We start from the raw sequence: 18,945 nt of genomic DNA, 5'->3' as shown, positions 1-18,945 counted from the left end.
CCTCGGACACCCTCGACTCCGTCGTCGCAGCCCAACGCTAGTCTGGCCGCGTGCCGCCCGCCGACCCGGTTCCCGCGACCGCCGGGACAGCCGTCACCCCGAAGCGCCGCGTGCCCCTCTGGGACAACGCGCGCTTCGTCTGCGTGACCCTCGTCGTGATCGGGCACGGCGTCCAGAGGCTGACGGCCAACTCCGACACCTCGCTCATCGTCTACCTGACGATCTACGCCTTCCACATGCCGGCCTTCGCGATCATCTCGGGATACTTCTCCAAGAGCGGCGCACCGAGCGGGCGCGCGATGCGGCGGGTGCTGACCGACATCCTCCTGCCCTACCTGATCATGGAGACGATCTGGACCCTGGTGCAGTTCCTGGTCGAGGGGAAGCAGGAGTTCAACCCGACGAAGCCGAGCTGGACGCTGTGGTTCCTGCTCGCGCTGGGCATCTTCCGCCTCGTCCTCCCCTACCTGGCGCTGCTGCGCTGGCCGCTGCTGATCAGCGTGGTGCTCGCGGTCGGGGTCAGCTACTACGACAACATCGACTCGACCTTCTCGCTCGCACGCGCGATCGGGATCCTGCCGTTCTTCGTGTTCGGCTGGCGCCTGCGCGGCTTCGCCCCCGGCGGCCGCTCCGCCGTCGACCGCTGGCTCGATCAGCCGCCGTCGCGGGTCCTCCTCGCCCGGATCCTCGCCGTCGTCCTCTTCGCGGTCACGGTGGTCGTCATGACCGTCAACATCGAGGCGTTCCGCGCGGCGGACCTGCGCTACTGGTTCTTCTACGACCGCCCCTACGACGCCCTCGGCGAGACCCAGTGGTGGGCCGGACTGGTGCGGCTGGCCCTGATGGCCGGAGCGGTCGTGCTCTCGCTCGCGCTCTTCGCGCTGGTGCCCCGCCGCCGCACCCCGCTCACCGCCTGGGGGCAGTCGACGATGTACGTCTACCTCCTCCACAGCTTCGTCCTCTATCCGCTGCGGGAGTCCGGGATCCTCTCGCAGACGGAGAGCACGCTCGCTCTCGGGCTGATGATCGTGTTCTGCGTCGCGGTCTCGGTCGCGCTCTCGCTGGGCTGGACCCGCACCGTCTTCCACCGGCTGGTCGAGCCCCGCGCGGCCTGGCTCTTCGCCCCGGTGGCCGACGAGAGGCCTCCTCGCCCGGACCGCGCCGACCCCACGGGCGCCAAGCGCGACCGGCAGCCCGAGCGGCGCTGACGGCCGTTACCCCGTGTGTCGGCGGTCCTGGCCGCCCGGTGGGGCCCCCGCGTACGCTCGTCGCGACGGAGAACGGCCCCGTCACCGACCCCGACGATCCGATGGGAAGCACCATGACCGACTCCGAGAAGTGGCAGTTCGAGACCAAGCAGATCCACTCGGGCGCCGCCCCGGACCCGGTGACCAAGGCCCGCGCGACGCCCATCTACCAGACCACCTCCTACGTCTTCGACAACGCGGAGCACGCCCAGAACCTGTTCGCGCTGGCCGAGTTCGGGAACATCTACACCCGCATCCAGAACCCGACCCAGGCGGTCGTGGAGGAGCGGCTCACCGCCCTCGAGGGCGGCTCCGGCGCCCTGCTGCTCGCCTCGGGGCAGGCCGCCGAGACCGCGGCCGTGCTGAACATCGCCCAGGCCGGCGACCACATCGTCTCGTCGTCCTCGATCTACGGCGGCACCTACAACCTCTTCAAGTACACCCTCGCCAAGCTCGGCATCGAGACGACCTTCGTCGAGAACCAGGACGACCGCGAGGAGTGGCGCCGCGCCGTCCGTCCGAACACGAAGCTGTTCTTCGCCGAGACCGTCGGCAACCCCAAGATCAACATCCTCGACATCCGCACCGTGGCCGATGTCGCGCACGACGCCGGCGTGCCCCTGATCGTGGACAACACCATCGCGACGCCCTACCTGATCCGCCCCTTCGAGCACGGCGCGGACATCATCGTGCACTCGGCGACGAAGTTCCTCGGCGGCCACGGCACGGTCATCGGCGGAGCGATCGTCGACGGCGGCCGCTTCTCGTGGACCGCGAACGCCGAGCGCTTCCCCGGCCTCACCACGCCGGACGAGTCCTACCACGGCGCCGTCTACACCGCCGCGGTCGGCGACTCCCTCGCCTACATCATCAAGGCCCGCGTGCAGCTGCTGCGCGACCTCGGCGCCTCGATCGCCCCGGCGAGCGCCTGGCAGCTCATCCAGGGCATCGAGACCCTCTCGCTCCGGATCGAGCGCCACGTGCAGAACGCGCAGGAGATCGCGGAGTACCTCGAGAACCACTCCGACATCGCCTCGGTGAACTACTCGGGCCTGCCCACCTCGCCCTGGTACGCCGCGGCCAACCGCTACGCGCCGAAGGGCGTGGGCGCGGTGCTCTCGTTCGAGCTCAAGGGCGGAGTGGACGCCGGCCGGGCCTTCGTCGACTCGCTGGAGCTGTTCTCGCACCTGGCCAACATCGGCGACGTCCGCTCGCTCGTCATCCACCCCGCGTCGACCACGCACTCGCAGCTCTCGCCCGAGCAGCAGCTGACCGCCGGCGTCACTCCGGGCCTGGTGCGCCTGTCGGTGGGACTCGAGAACGTCGACGACCTCCGCGCCGACCTCGACCAGGCCCTCCGCGCCGCGCGCGCCGTCGTCGAGGCCTCCCGAGCGAACGCCTGAGGCCCCTCGGCGCCCTGACGGGGTCCCCGTGCTCGGGGATCGCGTCAGGGCGCTCCGCGCGCGGGCGGAGGAGCGCGGGAGCAGGGCGTAACAAACGGCTCCGCCCCGCGGCGCTCTGACACGATGGACAGCGCTATGGACTGGCAGCAGACACTCGAGGACACGGTCCCGTCGGCGTTCGTCACCGAGCGCCAGCTCCTCTCGGTCATCGGCAAGCCGCCCGCCACCGGAGCCTGGCGCGACGGCGACCACCCGGGCGGACGCCGCTTCGTCGACCTCGGCCCGTTCGACTTCGAGGCGGGCGGCCGCCTCCCCCACGCCCGCATCGCCTACGAGAGCTGGGGCGCTCTGAACGAGCGCCGCGACAACGCCGTCCTCGTCCTGCACGCGCTGACCGGCGACTCCCACCTGCTCGGCCGCGGCGATCCCGGCCACGCGACAGACGGCTGGTGGTCGGGACTCGTCGGACCCGGCCTCGTGATCGACACCGACCGCTTCTTCGTGGTCGCCCCGAACATGCTCGGCGGCTGCCAGGGCTCCAGCGGTCCCGCGTCCCTCGCCCCCGACGGCCACGAGTGGGGCGCACGGTTCCCGTACACGAGCATCCGCGACCAGGTGCGGGCGCAGGTGCAGTTCAGCGACCTGCTCGGCGTCGAGCGCTGGCACACCGTCATCGGCGGCTCGATGGGCGGGATGCAGGCGCTGGAGTGGGGGATCGACCACGCGGAGCGGGTCGCGCGCCTCGCGGTCCTGGCCGCTCCCCCGCGGGCCACGGCCGACCAGATCGCCCTCAACTTCGTGCAGCTCGAGGCGATCCGCAACGACGCGGCCTTCGCGGGCGGCTCCTACTACGACGCCGGCGACGGCCAGGGCCCGTACCACGGCCTCGCTCTCGCCCGCCGGATGGCACTGCTCAACTACCGCAGCCCCTCCGAGCTCAACGACCGCTTCGAGCGCAGCTGGCAGTCGGGGCTCAGCCCGCTCGGCGGCGGCGGCCGCTTCGCCGTGGAGTCGTACCTCGACTTCCACGGCAACAAGTTCACCCGCCGCTTCGACGCGAACAGCTACATCACGCTGGTCGAGGCGATGAACTCGCACGACGTCGGCCGCGGCCGGGGCGGCGAGGCGGCCGCCCTCTCCCGGATCACCAGCCCGACCCTCGTCCTCGGCATCGACAGCGACCGGCTCTTCCCGGTCGAGGGCCAGCGGATCATCGCGGCGCACGCTCCCGGCGCTCTCGACGGCGGAGAGGTCGCGGTGATCACCTCGACGTTCGGCCACGACGGGTTCCTCATCGAGGACGACGCGGTCGGCGCGCACCTCGCCCGGCTGCTGGCGCATCCCGCGACGGCCTGACCCGCCCGACCCCGGCGCGGTTCGACGCCCCGAACCGCTCCGACCGGCCCGGGCAGTGGCTATCGTGAGACGGGGGCCAGCCCCGCGCCACGACCGGAGGGGGCCAGAGCGTGCCGATGATCCGCAGCGCCCGCGAGCGCGACCGGCTGCTGCGCCACTCCGCCTGCGGGATCGGCCTGCTCACGGAAGCGGGGGCGCTCGGCATGGCCCTCATCCCCGGAACGCTCCAGCCCGCCGCCGTGCCGTTCGCCGTCGCGCTGCTCCTGGGCATGATGGCCGCCCACGTCGAGCTCGCCCGGACGGGGCGCCGCAGCCGCGTGATCGCGGTCGCCGTCGGCGGCCTGCTGCTGGGCTGGGGCCTCGCCCTGGGGCTCGCTCCGGGCGCCGACTTCGCCGGGTTCGTCCTGGTCAACACCGCGAACGCCGTGACCGCGAGCATCGCCGTGGTCGTGACGACGTCCGCGCGCCGCCTGCTCCTGCTGCTGCCGGTGCTCCTCCCGAGCCTGATCCCGTCGGTGCTCGTCTCGAGCGGCACCATGATCCCCACCGTGGTCGTCCAGAGCCTGCTGCCCTGGGGCACGCTCTGCGGCTTCGCCCTCTGGATCGGCACAGCGGTCCCGCGGGTGGTGCGGCGGATCGACAGCATCGGCAACGCGCACCGCGTGGAGCGCCTCGCCAGCGAGACGGAGGCGCAGCGCCGGCAGGGCGCGCGGCTCCTGCACGACACGGTGCTGGCCACCCTCACGCTCCTCGCGCACTCGGGCCGCGGAGTGTCGGTCGACGCGCTCCGGCAGCAGGCGGCGCAGGACGCGCAGCTCCTGCGCCAGCTCCGGCTCGGCGGGACCCCCACCCCGAGCGCGTCCGGCTCCTACCAGCTGACCAGCGTCACCTCCGCCCCCGCGGCCAACACCCTCGAGACCGTCCGCAACCGCTTCGGCCGGATGGGGCTCGACGTGATCTGGCACGGCTCCGGCCAGGTGGCGCTCACCGGCGCGGCCCTCGACTCCTTCGTGCTCGCCCTGGCGGAGTGCCTCGAGAACGTGCGCCGCCACTCCGGCGTCGCCTCGGCCGACGTGACGATCACCGAGGACGAGACGACCGTCCGCGCGATGGTCACGGACGCGGGCGCGGGCTTCGACATCGCGACCGTCCCCGACACGAAGCTCGGCTTCAAGGAGTCGGTGATCGCCCGGCTCGGCGACGTCGGCGGCCGCACCAGACTGTTCAGCGCCCCCGGATCGGGGACGACCGTGGTGCTGGAGGTCCCGAAGTGAGCCCCGCGCCGGAGTCGCGGGCCCCGCTGCTGGGACGCGTGCCCGCGACGCACGGCCGCTCCTCCCGGTCGGCCCGCTCGGTCCGCCGCCAGCAGGAGGGGCTCGGCACCAACTACCTCGGCAGCGGCCTCAACGGCATCGCCGCCGCGATCCTCGCCTACGAGCTGCTGATCTTCCTCTCGACCTCCTCCCGCTACAGCGACCTCGCACCCGCGGCGATCGCCTGGGTCCTCGTCGTCCTGGCCTTCGGGTCCACCGTCCTCGCGATCCACCTCGGCGGACGCCGCCTGCCGCTCCCGGTCTACCTCTGCTTCCTCGTCGCCCTCGGAGCCGCCGTCGTGCTCGACCTGGTGGCCGTGACCGACTCCGGCGCGGCCCGCACCGTCCCCACCGCCGCGGTCGCGGGCGCCGTCGCGCACGCCGCGCTGATCGTCCACCGGCGCGGGATCGAGATCCTCGCGGTGAGCGCCCTCGTCGCGATCGCCGAGGTGATCGCGTTCCTCTCGATGGAGTCGGGCGGCGCGGGCGCGCTCTCGGTGCGCATCAGCGCCCTCGTGGTGACGATCGCGCCGGCCGTCGTCGTGGTCGTGATGATGCGCGGATTCCGCCGGATGGTCCAGCTCGAGATCGACCGCGCCCTCGTGCAGAGCACCACGCTCGGCCCGCGCTACGCGGTCGGGATGCTCGCCTCGGAAGAGCTCGCACGGCTCGACCTCGCCGCCGAGCGCCTCCTCGCCGAGGTGGGCGACGGCTCGGTCCGCCTGCCCCTCGACGCCCAGCGCGCCGCCCACGCGACCTCGCTCGCCACCCAGCTCCGCCTCCACCTCATCGAGGGGCGGCGCGAGACCTGGCTGCACCATGCCGTGCTCGAGTCCGAGCTGCTCGCGCCGCTCGTCGAGCTCGACGACCCGGACGGCACCGCCGGGCTCCTCGGGCACCAGCAGCGCGACGGGCTCCTCTCGGCGATCTGGCTGATCGCCGACAGCGCGACCGGGCTCGCCGTGGTCCTCCACGTCGAGTCGGGCAGCCCCCGCGATCCCGGAGCCGGGACGGCCGCCCGAGGACTGCTCGTGCCGATCACGCTCCGCTCCTCAGGCGCGCCCTTGCGCGGCGTCGATCCTGCGACGTGGGAGGCTATCGCTCAGGTCGGCGTCTTCCGCGACACCTCGCGCGACGGGGAGCTCCGCATCGAGGTCGACTGCCTGGTCGAGAATCCCGCCGACCGGTGAGCAGCCGCCGAGAGACCGCCGACGACCGCCGACCGAAGGACACCGATGACACCCACCGCTGACGCGAAGATCACTCTCGCGGTCGTGGACGACCACAAGATGCTCCTCGGAGCGCTCACGGAGTGGATCCGCGGAGCCGCCTCCGACATCCAGCTGGTGGCCGCGGTCGCCTCCTGGCCCGAGCTGCTCACGCACCCCGAGTTCCCCGTCGACGTCGTCCTCCTCGACCTCGACCTCAAGGACAACATCCCGATCTCGGTGAAGCTCTCGACCCTCAAGACCACCGGGGTGAAGACCGTGCTGATGAGCACCTACTCCGAGCCCGCCGTGGTCCGCGAGGCACTCGCCTCCGGAGCCCTCGGCTACCTGGTGAAGACCGAGGACGCGGACATGATCGTCGAGGCGATCCGCGCGGCCAAGGACGGCCACTCCTACATCTCGCACGAGCTCGACATGGCGCTCTCCACCGGCGACTCCGACGGAGCGCCGAAGCTCAGCGCGCAGGAGCGCCGAGTGATGGCCCTCTACGGCGGCGGCGAGCCGGTGAAGTCGGTCGCGTTCGAGCTGGGCATCTCGGAGGAGACGGCGAAGTCGTACCTCAAGCGGATCCGCGAGAAGTACCGCGTCGTCGGCATCGACGTCGGCACGAAGGTGGCGCTCCGCAAGCGCGCCATCCACGACGGGATCCTCATCGAGACGGACTGAGTCCTCTTCCGTGGCGGTCCCTGCCCGCCACGGCGCGGTCGGCTTCACGACGTGGCGGGTTCCGCAGAGCGAGGTGCGTCGCCCGGCATCGATCCGCTGGCACGCGGATCGCTGTCGGCGGGCTCCACGAGGGCGCGGCGGTCCCCGCCCGCCGCGGCGCGGTCGGCTTCACGACGTGGTGCGTTCCCCAGAGCGGGGTGCGTCGCCCGGCATCGATCCGCTGGCACGCGGATCGCTGTCGGCGGGCTCCACGAGGGCGCGGCGGTCCCCGCCCGCCGCGGCGCGGTCGGCTCCACGACGTGGTGCGTTCCCCAGAGCGGGGTGCGTCGCCCGGCATCGATCCGCCGGCACGCGGATCGCTGTCGGCGGACTCCACGAGGGCGCGGCGGTCCCCGCCCGCCGCGGCGCGGTCGGCTTCACGACGTGGTGCGTTCCGCAGAGCGAGGTGCGTCGCGCGGCATCGATCCGCCGGCACGCGGATCGCTGTCGGCGGGCTCCACCTCGTCGAGCGGCCGCCACCTGCTCCTGCGGGCGTGCAGTGCGGGCGTGCCTGAGTCGTGCCGGTCGAGTAGCCGCGGGACGCGGCCTATCGAGAACCGCCAGGCACGGACAACGGGTCGATGCTGGTCGAGATGCCGCGGGACGCGGGGCATCGAGACCCACCGGACCGGGACTGCCCGTGCTGCTGCGGGCCCGCGTCAGGGGGCCAGGACGGCGACCGTCATGCCGGGCGTGGCGGCGGGGGCGTCCATCGCGACGAGGGCGGCGGGCAGGTCCTCGAAGGCGATGGTGCGGCCGACGGAGTCGGCGGGGCGCAGACGGCCGGCGACGACGTCGTCGAGGAGGGCCGTGTAGCCGCTCCGGGCGATGCCGTGGCTGCCCAGCAGCTCCAGCTCCTGGGCGATGACCCGGCCGAGCGGGATCGCCGGTGCGGCGTCGGGCCCGAGCAGCAGACCCACCTGCACGTGCCGGCCGCGCGGACGCAGGGCGGCGATCGACGCCTCCGCGGTGACCCTGCTTCCGACGGCGTCGATCGCCAGATGCGCACCTCCTCCGGTCGCCGCCCGGATCGCCTCGGCGGCACCCTCGCCTCCGGGGACGGTCACCGCCCCGAGCGCGGCTGCGGCCTCCCGCGCCAGGGCGGAGACGTCCGACGCCACCACACGGGCCCCGGCCGCGAGCGCGACGATCACCGCGGAGAGGCCGACTCCGCCGCAGCCCAGCACCGCGACCCACTCCCCCGGGGCGACCCGGCCGCGCTCGTGCAGGGCGTGGTACGCGGTCCCGAAGCGGCAGCCGAGACCGGCCGCCTCGACGAAGCCGACGGAGTCGGGCAGGCGCACCAGGTTGAGGTCCGCACCCGGCACGGCCACCACCTCGGCGAACGACCCGTCGAGGGTGAACCCCGGCTGCTGCTGCCGGAGGCACACCTGCGTCGCCCCCTCCCGGCACTGCTCGCAGTCGCCGCAGGCGAACACGAACGGCGCTGTGACCCGGTCACCGACCGCGAAGAGCGACACCTGGGCTCCCGTCGCGATCACCGTCCCGGCGAACTCGTGCCCGGGGATCTGCGGAAGGACGACCGAGTCGTCGTGCCCCTTCCATGCGTGCCAGTCGCTCCGGCACACCCCGGTCGCCGCGACGCGGACGACGACGCCGTCGACGGGGCAGACGGGCTCCGGGACCTCGACGATCGCGGGGAGGGCGGAGAAGGACGAGTAGCTCACGGCGCGCATGCCGAGAGTCTTCCAGAGGCCCTGGCCGCGCTCTGCTTACAGCGCGTCGACCGGGATGCCGCCGGTGCCCGGCTGGGCGGGCTCGCGGTGGACCGGGTAGACCGTGCCTCGGGCGCGGTCGATCGCGATACTGCCGAGGGCGAGCACGATTCCGGCCGCGGTCAGGCCCACGCCGACCCAGATGGGCGACAGGTAGCCCAGTCCGGCGGCGATCGTCAGGCCGCCGAGCGCGGCACCCACCGAGTTGCCGATGTTGAGGGCGGAGTGGTTGAGCGCGGCCGCGATCGTCTGGCTGTCGCGCGCCACGTCCATCAGCCGGGTCTGGATCGCGGGCGACGCGGCCGCCGAGAAGCCCGCCGAGAGGAACGCGAACACCACCAGCCCGACGACCGACGAGGCCGACAGCGCGAGCCCGATCAGCGAGACGCCGACGCCGGCGAAGAACACCACCAGCGCCCGCCGCACGTCGCGGTCGGCGGCCCACCCGCCGACGAGGTTGCCGACGGTCATCCCGAGGCCGATGACGACCAGGATCCACGGGACCGCGCCGAGCGGCAAGCCCGTCACCTCGGTCGCGAGCGGCGAGATGTAGCTGTACATCGCGAAGAGTCCGCCGAAGCCGATGGCGCCGACGAGCAGGGTCATCCAGACCTGCAGGCGCCCGAACGCCCGCAGCTCGTTGCGGACGGTCGCCGCCGGATTCCCGGGCTGCGCGGGCACCAGCAGCTGGACGGCCACGACGGTCAGCGCGAAGAGCGCCGCGACCACGAGGTAGGCGCTGCGCCAGCCGGCCACCTGCCCGACCCAGGTGATCGCGGGCACACCGACGACGTTCGCGATCGTGAGCCCGGAGAGGACGAACGCGACTCCCTTGCCGCGCTTGCCGGGACCCATCAGGTCGGCGGCGACCAGGGAGGCGATGCCGAAGTAGGCGCCGTGCGGGAGCGCGGCGACGAAGCGCGCGGCCAGGACGAGCGGGAAGCTCGGGAGCAGTGCCGAGCCTATCGTCCCGACGGTGAAGGCGACGAGGAGGGTCAGGAGGAGCCTCTTGCGCGGCCAACGCGCCGCTGCGGCGGCGATGGTGGGGGCGCCGACCACGACACCGAGCGCGTAGGCCGAGATCAGCATCCCCGCCTGCGAGACGGCCTGCTCCTGGCTCGCGGCCCAGACCCCGGGGAGGAGGTCGGCGGCGAGCTGCGGGAGGAGCCCCATCGCGACGAACTCGGTCGAGCCGATGCCGAAGCCCCCCATCGCGAGGGCGAGCAGGGCGAGGCGGGTCCGAGCGGGCGAGAGCGTCACCGGTCAAGGCTACTCAGGATCGGGCGGATGTCGAATCGATTCGAGCACGCCCTGACACGAGAGGTCGTGGCGGGGACCCGCTACTCCCCCAGCGCGTCGTTCAGCCGGGCGATCTTGCCGTCGATCTCGCCCGAGTAGCCGGGGCGGATGTCCGCCTTCAGGACGAGCGACACGCGCGTCCCGAACGCTCCGACGGCCTCCGTCGCGCGCTTGACGACGTCGAAGACCTCGTCCCACTCCCCCTCGATCTCGGTGAACATCGAGGTCGTCCGCGACGGCAGGCCGCTCTCGCGGACGATGCGGACGGCGGCGGCGACGGCGTCGTGGACGGACGCGTCGGGCGCCTCGCCCCCGGACGGTGCGACCGAGAATGCGACGAGCATGGGTGCCTCCTTGACTACGCGCACCGCGTGCCGGCCCCGCGCCCTTCGAGCCTACGAGCCCTGGGGCGCCAGGCGGGTCTCGCCGGTCAGCAACGACGCGGAAGTCGTGGCGCCGGGTGCGACGACCCGCGCCGTCCCCATCCTCCACAGCTCGCGCAGCAGCCAGCCGAGCAGCACCACGAGGAGGATGTTCCGCACGGTCAGCACGAGCACCATCCACCAGTGCGACCAGAGGAGGAAGAGGTAGAGGTACGGGTAGACCACCTGGGTCAGAGCCGCAGTGACGAGCGTCAGCTTCGCGGGCCGGTCGAACGCGCCGTCGCGGCACGCGATCAGCCCGGCGATCACCGGCGGCGCGAGCCAGACGATGTACTGCGGCGAGAGCACCTTGTTGGTGTCGATGAACACGACCACGAAGGTCAGCGCGAGCAGCGGGAACAACCTGGCGGGGTCCGCCCGGCGGGCGAGAGCACGGGCACCCAGCAGGGCCACGCCGAGCATGGCCAGAGCGAGCAGCGGGGTCATCAGGCTCGCCGCGAACTCGGTGCCGGGCCCGTGCATCTCGAAGGTGTTGATGTCGGCGGCGTAGTAGACGTAGCTCCCCGATCCCGGGAGGACCGACAGCCACATCCAGGGAGTGCTCACGACGGCCTCGATCTGGAGGCCCCGATCGGTCTGATCGGTGACGAAGCTGAAGACCTGGTCCCCGCCGCCGACGAGGACGACCGCGAGCACGATGATCACGGAGGCGACCGCGGGGACGAGGATCATCCGCAGCCGTCCGCGCAGGACCAGCACGGCAGCGGCGAGGATCGCGGCCGGCCACACCTTGATCCAGGTGGCCACGGTCAGCAGCAGCGCCGCGACGCCCGGACGGGTCGCCGCCCAGAGCATCCCGGCGATGGCCGGCGGCGCAGTGAAGGCGTCGATGCGGCCGATCGCGATCGGCCCGAGGAGGACGAGGAACAGCAGCCACCAGCGCGCCGCGGCGAGGCGCGGTGCCGACCGGCCGCGCAGCAGCAGGGCGAAGGCGGCGGCGTCGGCGAGCGCGACGAGGACGAGCCACATCAGGTCGTAGCCCGCCGAGCCGAAGAGCCAGGAGGCGGCGATCGGGCCCCAGGCGAGGATCGGGTAGACCCAGCCCGTGTCGATCCCGGCGATGCCGCCGCCCTCGACGGCGGTCCTCATCCACTCCTTGTAGACGATGCTGACGTCGCCCATCGGCAGACCCGGAGCGAACAGCGCCAGGAGGGAGAGCACCACGTGCACCAGCGCGAAGGCGCCCCAGAGCACGGCGACGGAGTCGCGGTTCTCGCGCAGCCGGGCGAGGAGGCGGGAGGACGCTCGAGGAGGGGAGGACGGCACCGCGTCATTGTAGAGGGGCCGCTGAACGGGACCCTGGCAGCACCTGAGCCCGCCTGAGAGCGCCGCTCCCGCCGGGCATCGGTCCCCCGGCGGCGTCGGTCGCAGCCGAGCGTCAGCAGACGGCGTCGCGACCCGACGAACTCAGTAGCCGGCGAACGCGTCGGTGCGGATCCGCTTCGCCCCGGCACCGCGCAGGGCGCCGCGGACCGAGTCGACGAACGACGGCGACCCGGAGACGTAGCCCACGCGGCGGGCGGCGTCCGGCACCGCGTCCGCGAGCAGCTCGGCGGTCAGTCGGCCTGTGACGTGCGACCACCGTGCGGGCAGGTCGGTCGGCGCCTCCTTCGAGCAGAGCACGACCCGGGCCCCCGACTCCTGCAGCAGGTCGCGGTACGCGACCTCGGCGAGGCTCGGCGCGGCGACCACGACGACGACGTCGCGCCGCGGACCGTCCGCGAGCGAGCGGAGCTGACTGGCGAACGGGGTGATTCCGATGCCGCCCGCCACCAGCAGCAGCGGCACGGCGGGATCGGCAGGCAGGACGAAGTCACCGCCGACGCTCGTCGCCCGGAGCGAGTCGCCGGGCTCCAGAGCGGCGAGGGCGCGCTTGAAGCTGCTCGCCTTCTCCGGCATCCGCAGGGCGATCGCGATCTCGCCGTCGGACGGAGCGGAGGAGACCGAGAAGGTGCGCCGGCTGCCCCGGCTGTCGGCGCGGTGCGGCAGGTCGAGCTCGAGCCACTGGCCCGGCTCGAAGGTCAGCGGCGAGCGGAAGCGGAAGCGGTACTCCGCGATGCCCGGCGCCAGCACGCGGGTCGAGGCGAGCTCGAGCGTGTGCCGCCGACGCTGGCGGAACGCGAAGGCGAACGCGAGGGCGTTGCCGACCACGAGGCCCAGCTCCGGAGTGGCGGAGACGACGCCGATGTGGAAGGGGACGCTCGCCACGAGCGCTGCGACGACCGCGATGATCAGCTGCTGCGAGCGGCGCGGCGCGAGCGTGAGCGGCTCCGTCAGCATGAAGGCGCCGGCGAAGACGAAGGGGTAGGCCGTGAGGACCAGGGCCGCCGCGGCGCCGAGGTCCTGGCCGTTCTGCACCGCCTGCTGCACGGACACCCCGCCGGCGACGACGACGAAGACGGCGAAGACGGCCCAGCGGCGGACCCGCGCGACGATCAGGAGGGAACCCACGACGACGAACGGCCAGATCGCGCCACTGGCGATCCACCAGGCTCCGGCGTTGAGCCCGGTGAAGCCGATGATCAGCACGGCGACCGCGGCCGGGTTGAAGAGGTGGCGGCCCCGCCAGGCCAGGACGTACTTGGACGCGGCGGCGATCGCGCCGACGAGCGCGATCACGGCGAGCCCGCGGGGATCGGCCGTCGGGAAGAGCAGGCAGGCGATCAGCAGACCGGTGACGAGCGAGGACTCCAGGTGCGCGCGGCTGCGGAACAGCCGCGCGAGGACCGCGCTGACCAGGGCCGTCGAGGCGACGGCGACCAGCGTCGTGCCGAGGATCTCGAGCGGCGTCGAGAAGATCAGGCCGGCTGCGGCGTAGCCGACGGCGACGAGCAGGAGCGCGGCGAGCGTCATCCAGACCAGCCGGTAGGTGGTGACGCGGCCGAGGGCGCGGTCGAAGGTGCCGATCATCGGAAGACCTCTCCGGGGAAGGAAGGCGAGTAGTGGAGGGTGCCGTCGCTGCGGACGCGGACGAACTCGAAGTCGAAGCGCTCGGCGAGGGCCTCGGGCGGACAGACGAACAGCGCGGTCGCGAGCCCGTCGGCGACGAGGGCCGTGTCGGCCACCGCCCAGGTGGCGACGATGCTCTCGACCGGAGCTCCGGTCCGCCCGTCGAGGACGTGGTGGAGGCCGCTGCCCCAGGCGCGGCGGTTGCTCGCCGAGCCGCAGAGCGCGCGGTCGCCGGGCACCGCCACTCCCAGTGCCTTGCTCGGGTCCCACGGGTGCTCGAGGCCGACCCGGACGGGTCCGGCTCCGATGCCCCGGAGGTCGCCGCTCGCGTCGACGACGGCGGGCCCGGCGCTGTCGAGCTCCTCGAGGACGAGGTCGACGAGCTGGCCCTTGCCCGCGGCGCCGACGTCGACGACGGTCCCGGGCTCGATCCGCAGGCCCGCCGCCCCGCGTCGGGCGGCGGCCCAGGAGGGAGCGGGGACGGCGGGTCCGCGCGGGACGAGGGTGTACGCGGAGTCGTAGCCGAGCTGCTCGAGAGAGCCGCCGACGAAGGGGGTGACCGCCCCGCCGGTCAGCTCGTCGAGCACGTCGTACAGTGCGAAGAGGTCGACCGCCTCGTCGGGGAAGACGTGCTCGCCTCCGACCCGCAGCTGCGAGACGGCGGAGTCGTCACGGAACCGCGACCAGGTGCGGTCGTACTCCGCGATGCGCGCCTCGACCCGCGAGCGATGGGAGGGCCCGAGCGGCTCGGCGGTGTCGATCTGCCAGCCGGTGCCGATCGCGTCGAACCGCCACGCGTGGCCGAGGACCGTCGGGGCGTCAGGCCGTGGCATCGGCCTTGATGGTCTCGACGGCGTCGTTGAAGCCGCCGGAGGTGAGGGAGGACCCCGACACCTTGGAGACCTTCAGCTCGTCGAGCTGCTTGCCGACGACCTCGCCCGCGATGCCGCCCGCGAAGCGCGACTGGTACTGCTGGCCGGTGGGGTTCTCCGACTCCGGGGTCACGGTCACGTCGGTGACGACGCCGTCGGCGAGGGTCAGCGAGACGCCCACCTTCTCGTTCCCTCCGGGCGAGGTGTAGGCGCCCTCGGCCTCGTAGGTGCCGTCGGCGTAGCTGCTGCCGCTCGCGGCGGAGGACGCGGCGCCGGTGGCCTCGGGGGCGGAGCTGGTGGCGGTGCTCGGAGCGGTGGTGGTCGCCGCGTCGGCGGCGTCGCTCCCGGTCGTGGTGGTGCTGGAGCAGGCGGCGAGCGCGGCGAGGGTGCCGGCGCCGGCGAGGAGGGTCAGGGCGTAGCGGGCGGGAGTCGTGGTCTTCGCGGTCATGTCTGTTCTCCTGGTCAAGGCGGACGCGGCGGATCCGACGGTAGAGGTGCTCGCTTCGAGCACCCGATGAGGCGGCGGTGCGGAGCCGGTGAGCCGGGCCGCGGGCGTCGCTTCCTCCAGGACAACGGCGGCGGTCCCGGTTCGGTTCAGCGCTCGTCCGACGGGCGTGTCAGCGCAGCAGTGCGGCGACCACCCCGGGCAGGTGCTCCGCGATGTCGAGCGCGGCGATCGGGCCGCCGGCGGAGGCGCTCCGTCCGGCCTCCGCGTGCAGGACGGCGGCCGCGGCTGCCAGGGGGGCGAGGTCCTCCGCGGTCAGAGTCTCCCCGGCCGCCTCGGCGTCCGCGGCCCGACCGGCGAGGAGTGCGCCGAGCACGCCGCCGAGGACGTCGCCGCTGCCCGCGGTCGCCAGCCAGGGCGTGGATCCGGAGACCTCGAGCTCGACGCCGCCCGCGACGACGTGGGTGGTGCCGCCCTTGAGGAGCACGCAGACTCCGAGGCGGTCCGCCGCCCGGCGCGCCCACTCCCCCGGGGCCTCGGCGATCGTCGCGGCGTCCGCGTCCAGACCCGCTCGGCCGAGCACTCCGGCGAGCTCGCGGTAGTGCGGCGTGATGACGACCGGGCCTGCGGCCTCGTCGATCAGGTCGAGCGCGCCCGCGTCGAGCACCACCGGGACTCCCGAGTGCAGCTGCTCGATCAGGGTGCGCCGCTCCTCGTCGCTGCGGTCCTCGGCGCTGGTGCCGGAGCCGACGAGCCAGGCCTGCACGCGCCCCACCGCGGTCACGACCTCCGGCCGCCGGGCGAGCACCAGTCCCCCGGGTCGCTCCGGTCCGAGGTAGCGGACCATGCCGACTCCCGTCCGCACCGCCGCCTCGACGCCGAGCACCGCCGCTCCCGGGTACCGCTCCGACCCGGTCGCGATCCCCAGCACCCCGCGCGTGTACTTGTCGTCGTCCTCCCGCGGCTCCCTGATGCTCCGCGCCGCCTCCGCCGTCCCGACCCGCTCACCCATCCCGCCACCCTACGTCGCCCTGCGACGGAGCCGCCCGGTGCCGCCGCTGCCGCACTGGTGCCGGCGCAGCGCACTGGTGCCGGCGCAGCCGCACCCCTCTCCCCTTGCTCCAGAGGGGCGCGGGTGCTGGAGGGGGCAGTCGCAAGGCGGAGGAGGAAGCGGTACCGGCGGTACCGCGCCCGACGACAACGCCGCGAACGCCCCCTCCAGCACCCGCGGGCGCGGGCCGCGGAGGGGTCGGATGCAAGGCGGAGGAGGAAGCGATACCGGCGGTATCGCGCCCGACGACAACGCCGCCTCCAGCACCCGCGGGCGCGGGCCGCGGAGGTCGGATGCAAGGCGGAGGAGGAAGCGATACCGGCGGTATCGCGCCCGACGACAACGCCGCAGACGGCCCCTCCGCGGCCCGCGCCTAGCGGCGGGTGGCGTCGTCGACTTCGCCGACGAGCTCCTCGATGATGTCCTCGAGGAACAGCACTCCGGTGGCGCGGCCCTGCTCGTCGAACGCCCGGGCGAGGTGGGCGCCGGTGCGCCGCATGATCGCGAGGGCGTCCTCGAGGTCGGTGGCCTCGAAGATCGAGGCGAGCTGGCGGATGCGCTTGGCGGGGACGGGGAGGCGGAACTTGGCGCCCTCCGTGTCGCCGTCGAGGTCGAGGACGTCCTTGAGGTGGATGTAGCCCTCGGGGGTGCCGTCCTCGCCGAGGATCACGTAGCGCGAGAAGCCGTGCTTGGCGACGGCGCGCTCGACGTCGGCGGGGGTCGCTCCGCTGGGGAGGCTGACGATCCCGTCGAGGGGCAGGGCGACGTCGTGGACCTTCTTCTCGGTGAACTCGAACGCGGCGAGGAGGGTCCCGGTCGAGTCGCGGAGCGTGCCCTCGCGGGTGGACTGGTCGACGATCGTCTGCACCTCCTCGAGCGTGAAGGTGCTGTTCGCCTCGTCCTTGGGCTCCACCTTGAAGAGGCGGAGCACTCCGTTCGAGACCGCGTTGAGGGCGACGATGATCGGGCGGAGGACCCGGGCGATGGCGACGAGCGGCGGCGCCAGGAGGAGCACGGCGCGGTCGGGCATCGAGAACGAGATGTTCTTGGGGACCATCTCGCCGAGCACCACGTGCAGGAACGACACGATCAGCAGCGTGATGACGAAGGCGACGGTGCCGGAGAGCTCGTCGGGGATGCCGACGGCGTGGAGCGGCACCTCGAGCAGGTGGTGGATCGCCGGCTCGCTCACGTTGAGGATCAGCAGCGAGCAGACGGTGATGCCCAGCTGCGTGGTCGCGAGCATCAGTGTGGCGTGCTCCATCGCGGCGAGCGCGGTGATCGCGCTGCGGCGTCCGCTCTCCGCGAGGGGCTCGATCTGGGAGCGGCGCGCGGAGATGACCGCGAACTCCGCTCCGACGAAGAAGGCGTTCGCGGCGAGGAGCACCACGAGCCAGGCGATTCCGGCCCAGTCACTCATCGTCGGACTCCTTCCGTCCGCGGTGTCCGCGGGCGACGTCGGCGAGCGGATCGGGGATCCCGTCGGGATCCGCGTCGGGGTCGGGCGTGAAGCGGAGGCGGTCGATGCGGCGGCCGTCCAGGCGCTCGACGCGCAGCGAGCCGCCCTCGACGTCGACCCGGTCGCCGACGGCGGGGAGGCGGCCGAGCTCGCTCATCACGAATCCGGCGACCGTCTCGTAGGGCCCCTCCTCGGGGATGTGCACGCCGGCGCGGTCGAGGACCTCGTCGGGGCGGAGCATGCCGGGGAAGGTGGTGGAGCCGGGGAGCTTGACCACGTCGGCCCGGGAGCGGTCGTGCTCGTCGGCGACCTCGCCGACCAGCTCCTCGACCAGGTCCTCGAGCGTGGCGACGCCCGCCGTCCCGCCGTACTCGTCGACGACGACCGCGAGCTGGAAGCCGCGTCCGCGCAGCTCGGTGAGCAGCACGTCGAGCTTCATGGTCTCGGGGACGCGGAGCGGCTCGGAGCGCAGCGCCGTGACCGGCACGTCGGACCTCTTGCCGCGGGGCACGGCGACGGCCTGCTTGACGTGCACGACTCCGACGATGTCGTCGATGTCGTCGTCCGTGATCGGGAAGCGCGAGAACCCGGTGGTGCGGGCGAGGTCGAGCACGTCCTGCGCGGTGCTCGCGCGCTCGACCGTCGACAGGCGCAGGCGCGGCGTCATCACGTCGCCCGCGGTGAGGGCGGAGAAGCGGAGGGTGCGCCCGAGCAGGTCGGCCGTGTCCTCCTCGAGCAGTCCGGCACTGGCGGAGTGGCGTACGAGGCTCGAGAGCTCCTCGGCGCTGCGGGCGCCCGAGAGCTCCTCCTTCGGCTCGATGCCGACCAGGCGCAGCAGGGCGTTCGCGCTGCCGTTCAGCAGGGCGACGGCCGGGCGGAACACCGTCGTGAACGCGGTCTGCAGCGGCACGACGAGCTTCGCGGTCGCCCGCGGCAGGGCGAGGGCGAAGTTCTTGGGAACCAGCTCGCCGAGGATCATCGACAGCAGGGTCGCGATGACGATGGCGACCACCGTCATGACCGGCGCGAGCGCCTCCTCCGGGATGCCGAGTCCGCTGAACGGCTCCTGGAGCAGCGTCGAGAGGGCAGGCTCCATCGTGTAGCCGGTGAGCAGCGTCGTGAGCGTGATGCCCAGCTGCGCGCTCGAGAGGTGCGTGGAGGTGACGCGCAGGGCCGCGATGGTCATCCCCAGGCGCGTCTCGCCGCGGTCGCGACGGGCCTCGAGGTCGGCCCGGTCGAGGTTCACCAGCGCGAACTCGCTGGCGACGAAGACGCCGGTGCCCAGGGTCAGCAGCAGGCCGACGCCGAGGAGGAGCCACTCAGTTCCCACGGTGGTCGCCCCCGGTCACGAGAGGGTGGTGCGAGGAGAGCCGGACAGTGCGGGCCGGCGGAGCGGCGGCACCGGAGAGTCGAGCGGGAGTCCGAGGAGCACGGCGGC

The 18,945-nt window shown here is 73.1% G+C and carries 16 protein-coding genes; 6 read left to right on the top strand and 10 right to left on the bottom strand.

All coding sequences use genetic code 11. The annotated features are described in order from the left end of the window. Window positions 1–50: 50 nt before the first annotated feature. The 6 genes from C5D36_RS00470 to C5D36_RS00445 all read left to right on the top strand — a co-directional run bounded on the left by C5D36_RS00470 (window position 51) and on the right by C5D36_RS00445 (window position 7,214). Window positions 51–1,208: an acyltransferase family protein gene (locus C5D36_RS00470; RefSeq protein WP_258062821.1), complete on the top strand. Its 1,158-nt coding sequence runs from the start codon at window positions 51–53 to the stop codon at window positions 1,206–1,208. 113 nt (window positions 1,209–1,321) lie between these two features. Then, the gene (locus tag C5D36_RS00465; RefSeq protein WP_104225507.1) at window positions 1,322–2,650 is read left to right on the top strand and encodes a bifunctional o-acetylhomoserine/o-acetylserine sulfhydrylase; all 1,329 of its coding nucleotides are present in this window, start codon (window positions 1,322–1,324) and stop codon (window positions 2,648–2,650) included. Window positions 2,651–2,785: 135 nt separating this feature from the next. Next, complete coding sequence (locus C5D36_RS00460; protein ID WP_104232776.1) at window positions 2,786–4,006, top strand: homoserine O-acetyltransferase; 1,221 nt, start codon at window positions 2,786–2,788, stop codon at window positions 4,004–4,006. 116 nt (window positions 4,007–4,122) lie between these two features. Beyond that, window positions 4,123–5,280 (top strand): sensor histidine kinase, encoded by a 1,158-nt coding sequence (locus C5D36_RS00455; RefSeq protein WP_104224445.1) that lies wholly within the window; start codon window positions 4,123–4,125, stop codon window positions 5,278–5,280. After that, window positions 5,277–6,509: a hypothetical protein gene (locus tag C5D36_RS00450; RefSeq protein WP_104294962.1), complete on the top strand. Its 1,233-nt coding sequence runs from the start codon at window positions 5,277–5,279 to the stop codon at window positions 6,507–6,509. Before C5D36_RS00455 ends, C5D36_RS00450 begins: the two co-directional genes overlap by 4 nt. Before the next feature lie 45 nt (window positions 6,510–6,554). Next, complete coding sequence (locus C5D36_RS00445; protein ID WP_104224447.1) at window positions 6,555–7,214, top strand: response regulator; 660 nt, start codon at window positions 6,555–6,557, stop codon at window positions 7,212–7,214. Between the two features lie 698 nt (window positions 7,215–7,912). Here C5D36_RS00445 and C5D36_RS00440 read toward each other — a convergent pair. The 10 genes from C5D36_RS00440 to C5D36_RS00395 all read right to left on the bottom strand — a co-directional run bounded on the left by C5D36_RS00440 (window position 7,913) and on the right by C5D36_RS00395 (window position 18,837). Continuing rightward, entirely contained in the window at window positions 7,913–8,950 is a 1,038-nt protein-coding gene (locus tag C5D36_RS00440; protein ID WP_104294961.1) for an alcohol dehydrogenase catalytic domain-containing protein, read from the bottom strand. A gap of 36 nt (window positions 8,951–8,986) precedes the next feature. Next, window positions 8,987–10,201 (bottom strand): MFS transporter, encoded by a 1,215-nt coding sequence (locus tag C5D36_RS00435; RefSeq protein ID WP_104295038.1) that lies wholly within the window; start codon window positions 10,199–10,201, stop codon window positions 8,987–8,989. Window positions 10,202–10,329: 128 nt separating this feature from the next. Next, window positions 10,330–10,632: a thiamine-binding protein gene (locus C5D36_RS00430; RefSeq protein WP_104224449.1), complete on the bottom strand. Its 303-nt coding sequence runs from the start codon at window positions 10,630–10,632 to the stop codon at window positions 10,330–10,332. 51 nt (window positions 10,633–10,683) lie between these two features. Further along, complete coding sequence (locus C5D36_RS00425; protein WP_104294960.1) at window positions 10,684–11,997, bottom strand: glycosyltransferase 87 family protein; 1,314 nt, start codon at window positions 11,995–11,997, stop codon at window positions 10,684–10,686. A gap of 141 nt (window positions 11,998–12,138) precedes the next feature. Then, window positions 12,139–13,641 (bottom strand): oxidoreductase, encoded by a 1,503-nt coding sequence (locus C5D36_RS00420; RefSeq protein WP_104294959.1) that lies wholly within the window; start codon window positions 13,639–13,641, stop codon window positions 12,139–12,141. Further along, window positions 13,638–14,513: an FAD:protein FMN transferase gene (locus tag C5D36_RS00415; RefSeq protein ID WP_104294958.1), complete on the bottom strand. Its 876-nt coding sequence runs from the start codon at window positions 14,511–14,513 to the stop codon at window positions 13,638–13,640. Before C5D36_RS00415 ends, C5D36_RS00420 begins: the two co-directional genes overlap by 4 nt. Then, complete coding sequence (locus tag C5D36_RS00410) at window positions 14,500–15,000, bottom strand: FMN-binding protein (protein WP_104224453.1); 501 nt, start codon at window positions 14,998–15,000, stop codon at window positions 14,500–14,502. Before C5D36_RS00410 ends, C5D36_RS00415 begins: the two co-directional genes overlap by 14 nt. 169 nt (window positions 15,001–15,169) lie before the next feature. Then, window positions 15,170–16,009, bottom strand: a complete 840-nt coding sequence (locus tag C5D36_RS00405; protein ID WP_104294957.1) for an ADP/ATP-dependent (S)-NAD(P)H-hydrate dehydratase — start codon at window positions 16,007–16,009, stop codon at window positions 15,170–15,172. Window positions 16,010–16,421: 412 nt separating this feature from the next. Continuing rightward, entirely contained in the window at window positions 16,422–17,468 is a 1,047-nt protein-coding gene (locus C5D36_RS00400; RefSeq protein WP_104224111.1) for a hemolysin family protein, read from the bottom strand. Next, window positions 17,461–18,837: a hemolysin family protein gene (locus tag C5D36_RS00395; RefSeq protein ID WP_104225499.1), complete on the bottom strand. Its 1,377-nt coding sequence runs from the start codon at window positions 18,835–18,837 to the stop codon at window positions 17,461–17,463. The genes C5D36_RS00400 and C5D36_RS00395 overlap by 8 nt, the downstream gene beginning before the upstream one ends. Window positions 18,838–18,945 lie beyond the last annotated feature (108 nt).

The sequence above is a fragment of the Rathayibacter sp. AY1C6 genome, assembly GCF_002931535.1.
Taxonomy (GTDB): Bacteria; Actinomycetota; Actinomycetes; order Actinomycetales; family Microbacteriaceae; genus Rathayibacter.
This window is presented reverse-complemented; position numbering and strand designations above follow the sequence as displayed.

Excerpts from the sequence above, each read along its gene's own strand:
- C5D36_RS00465 (WP_104225507.1), top strand. The coding sequence starts at position 1,322 with ATGACCGACTCCGAGAAGTGGCAGTTCGAGACCAAGCAGATCCACTCG.
- C5D36_RS00460 (WP_104232776.1), top strand. The coding sequence starts at position 2,786 with ATGGACTGGCAGCAGACACTCGAGGACACGGTCCCGTCGGCGTTCGTC.
- C5D36_RS00455 (WP_104224445.1), top strand. The coding sequence starts at position 4,123 with ATGATCCGCAGCGCCCGCGAGCGCGACCGGCTGCTGCGCCACTCCGCC.
- C5D36_RS00445 (WP_104224447.1), top strand. The coding sequence starts at position 6,555 with ATGACACCCACCGCTGACGCGAAGATCACTCTCGCGGTCGTGGACGAC.
- C5D36_RS00440 (WP_104294961.1), bottom strand. The coding sequence starts at position 8,950 with ATGCGCGCCGTGAGCTACTCGTCCTTCTCCGCCCTCCCCGCGATCGTC.
- C5D36_RS00435 (WP_104295038.1), bottom strand. The coding sequence starts at position 10,201 with ATGGGGGGCTTCGGCATCGGCTCGACCGAGTTCGTCGCGATGGGGCTC.
- C5D36_RS00430 (WP_104224449.1), bottom strand. The coding sequence starts at position 10,632 with ATGCTCGTCGCATTCTCGGTCGCACCGTCCGGGGGCGAGGCGCCCGAC.
- C5D36_RS00420 (WP_104294959.1), bottom strand. The coding sequence starts at position 13,641 with ATGATCGGCACCTTCGACCGCGCCCTCGGCCGCGTCACCACCTACCGG.
- C5D36_RS00415 (WP_104294958.1), bottom strand. The coding sequence starts at position 14,513 with ATGCCACGGCCTGACGCCCCGACGGTCCTCGGCCACGCGTGGCGGTTC.
- C5D36_RS00410 (WP_104224453.1), bottom strand. The coding sequence starts at position 15,000 with ATGACCGCGAAGACCACGACTCCCGCCCGCTACGCCCTGACCCTCCTC.
- C5D36_RS00405 (WP_104294957.1), bottom strand. The coding sequence starts at position 16,009 with ATGGGTGAGCGGGTCGGGACGGCGGAGGCGGCGCGGAGCATCAGGGAG.
- C5D36_RS00400 (WP_104224111.1), bottom strand. The coding sequence starts at position 17,468 with ATGAGTGACTGGGCCGGAATCGCCTGGCTCGTGGTGCTCCTCGCCGCG.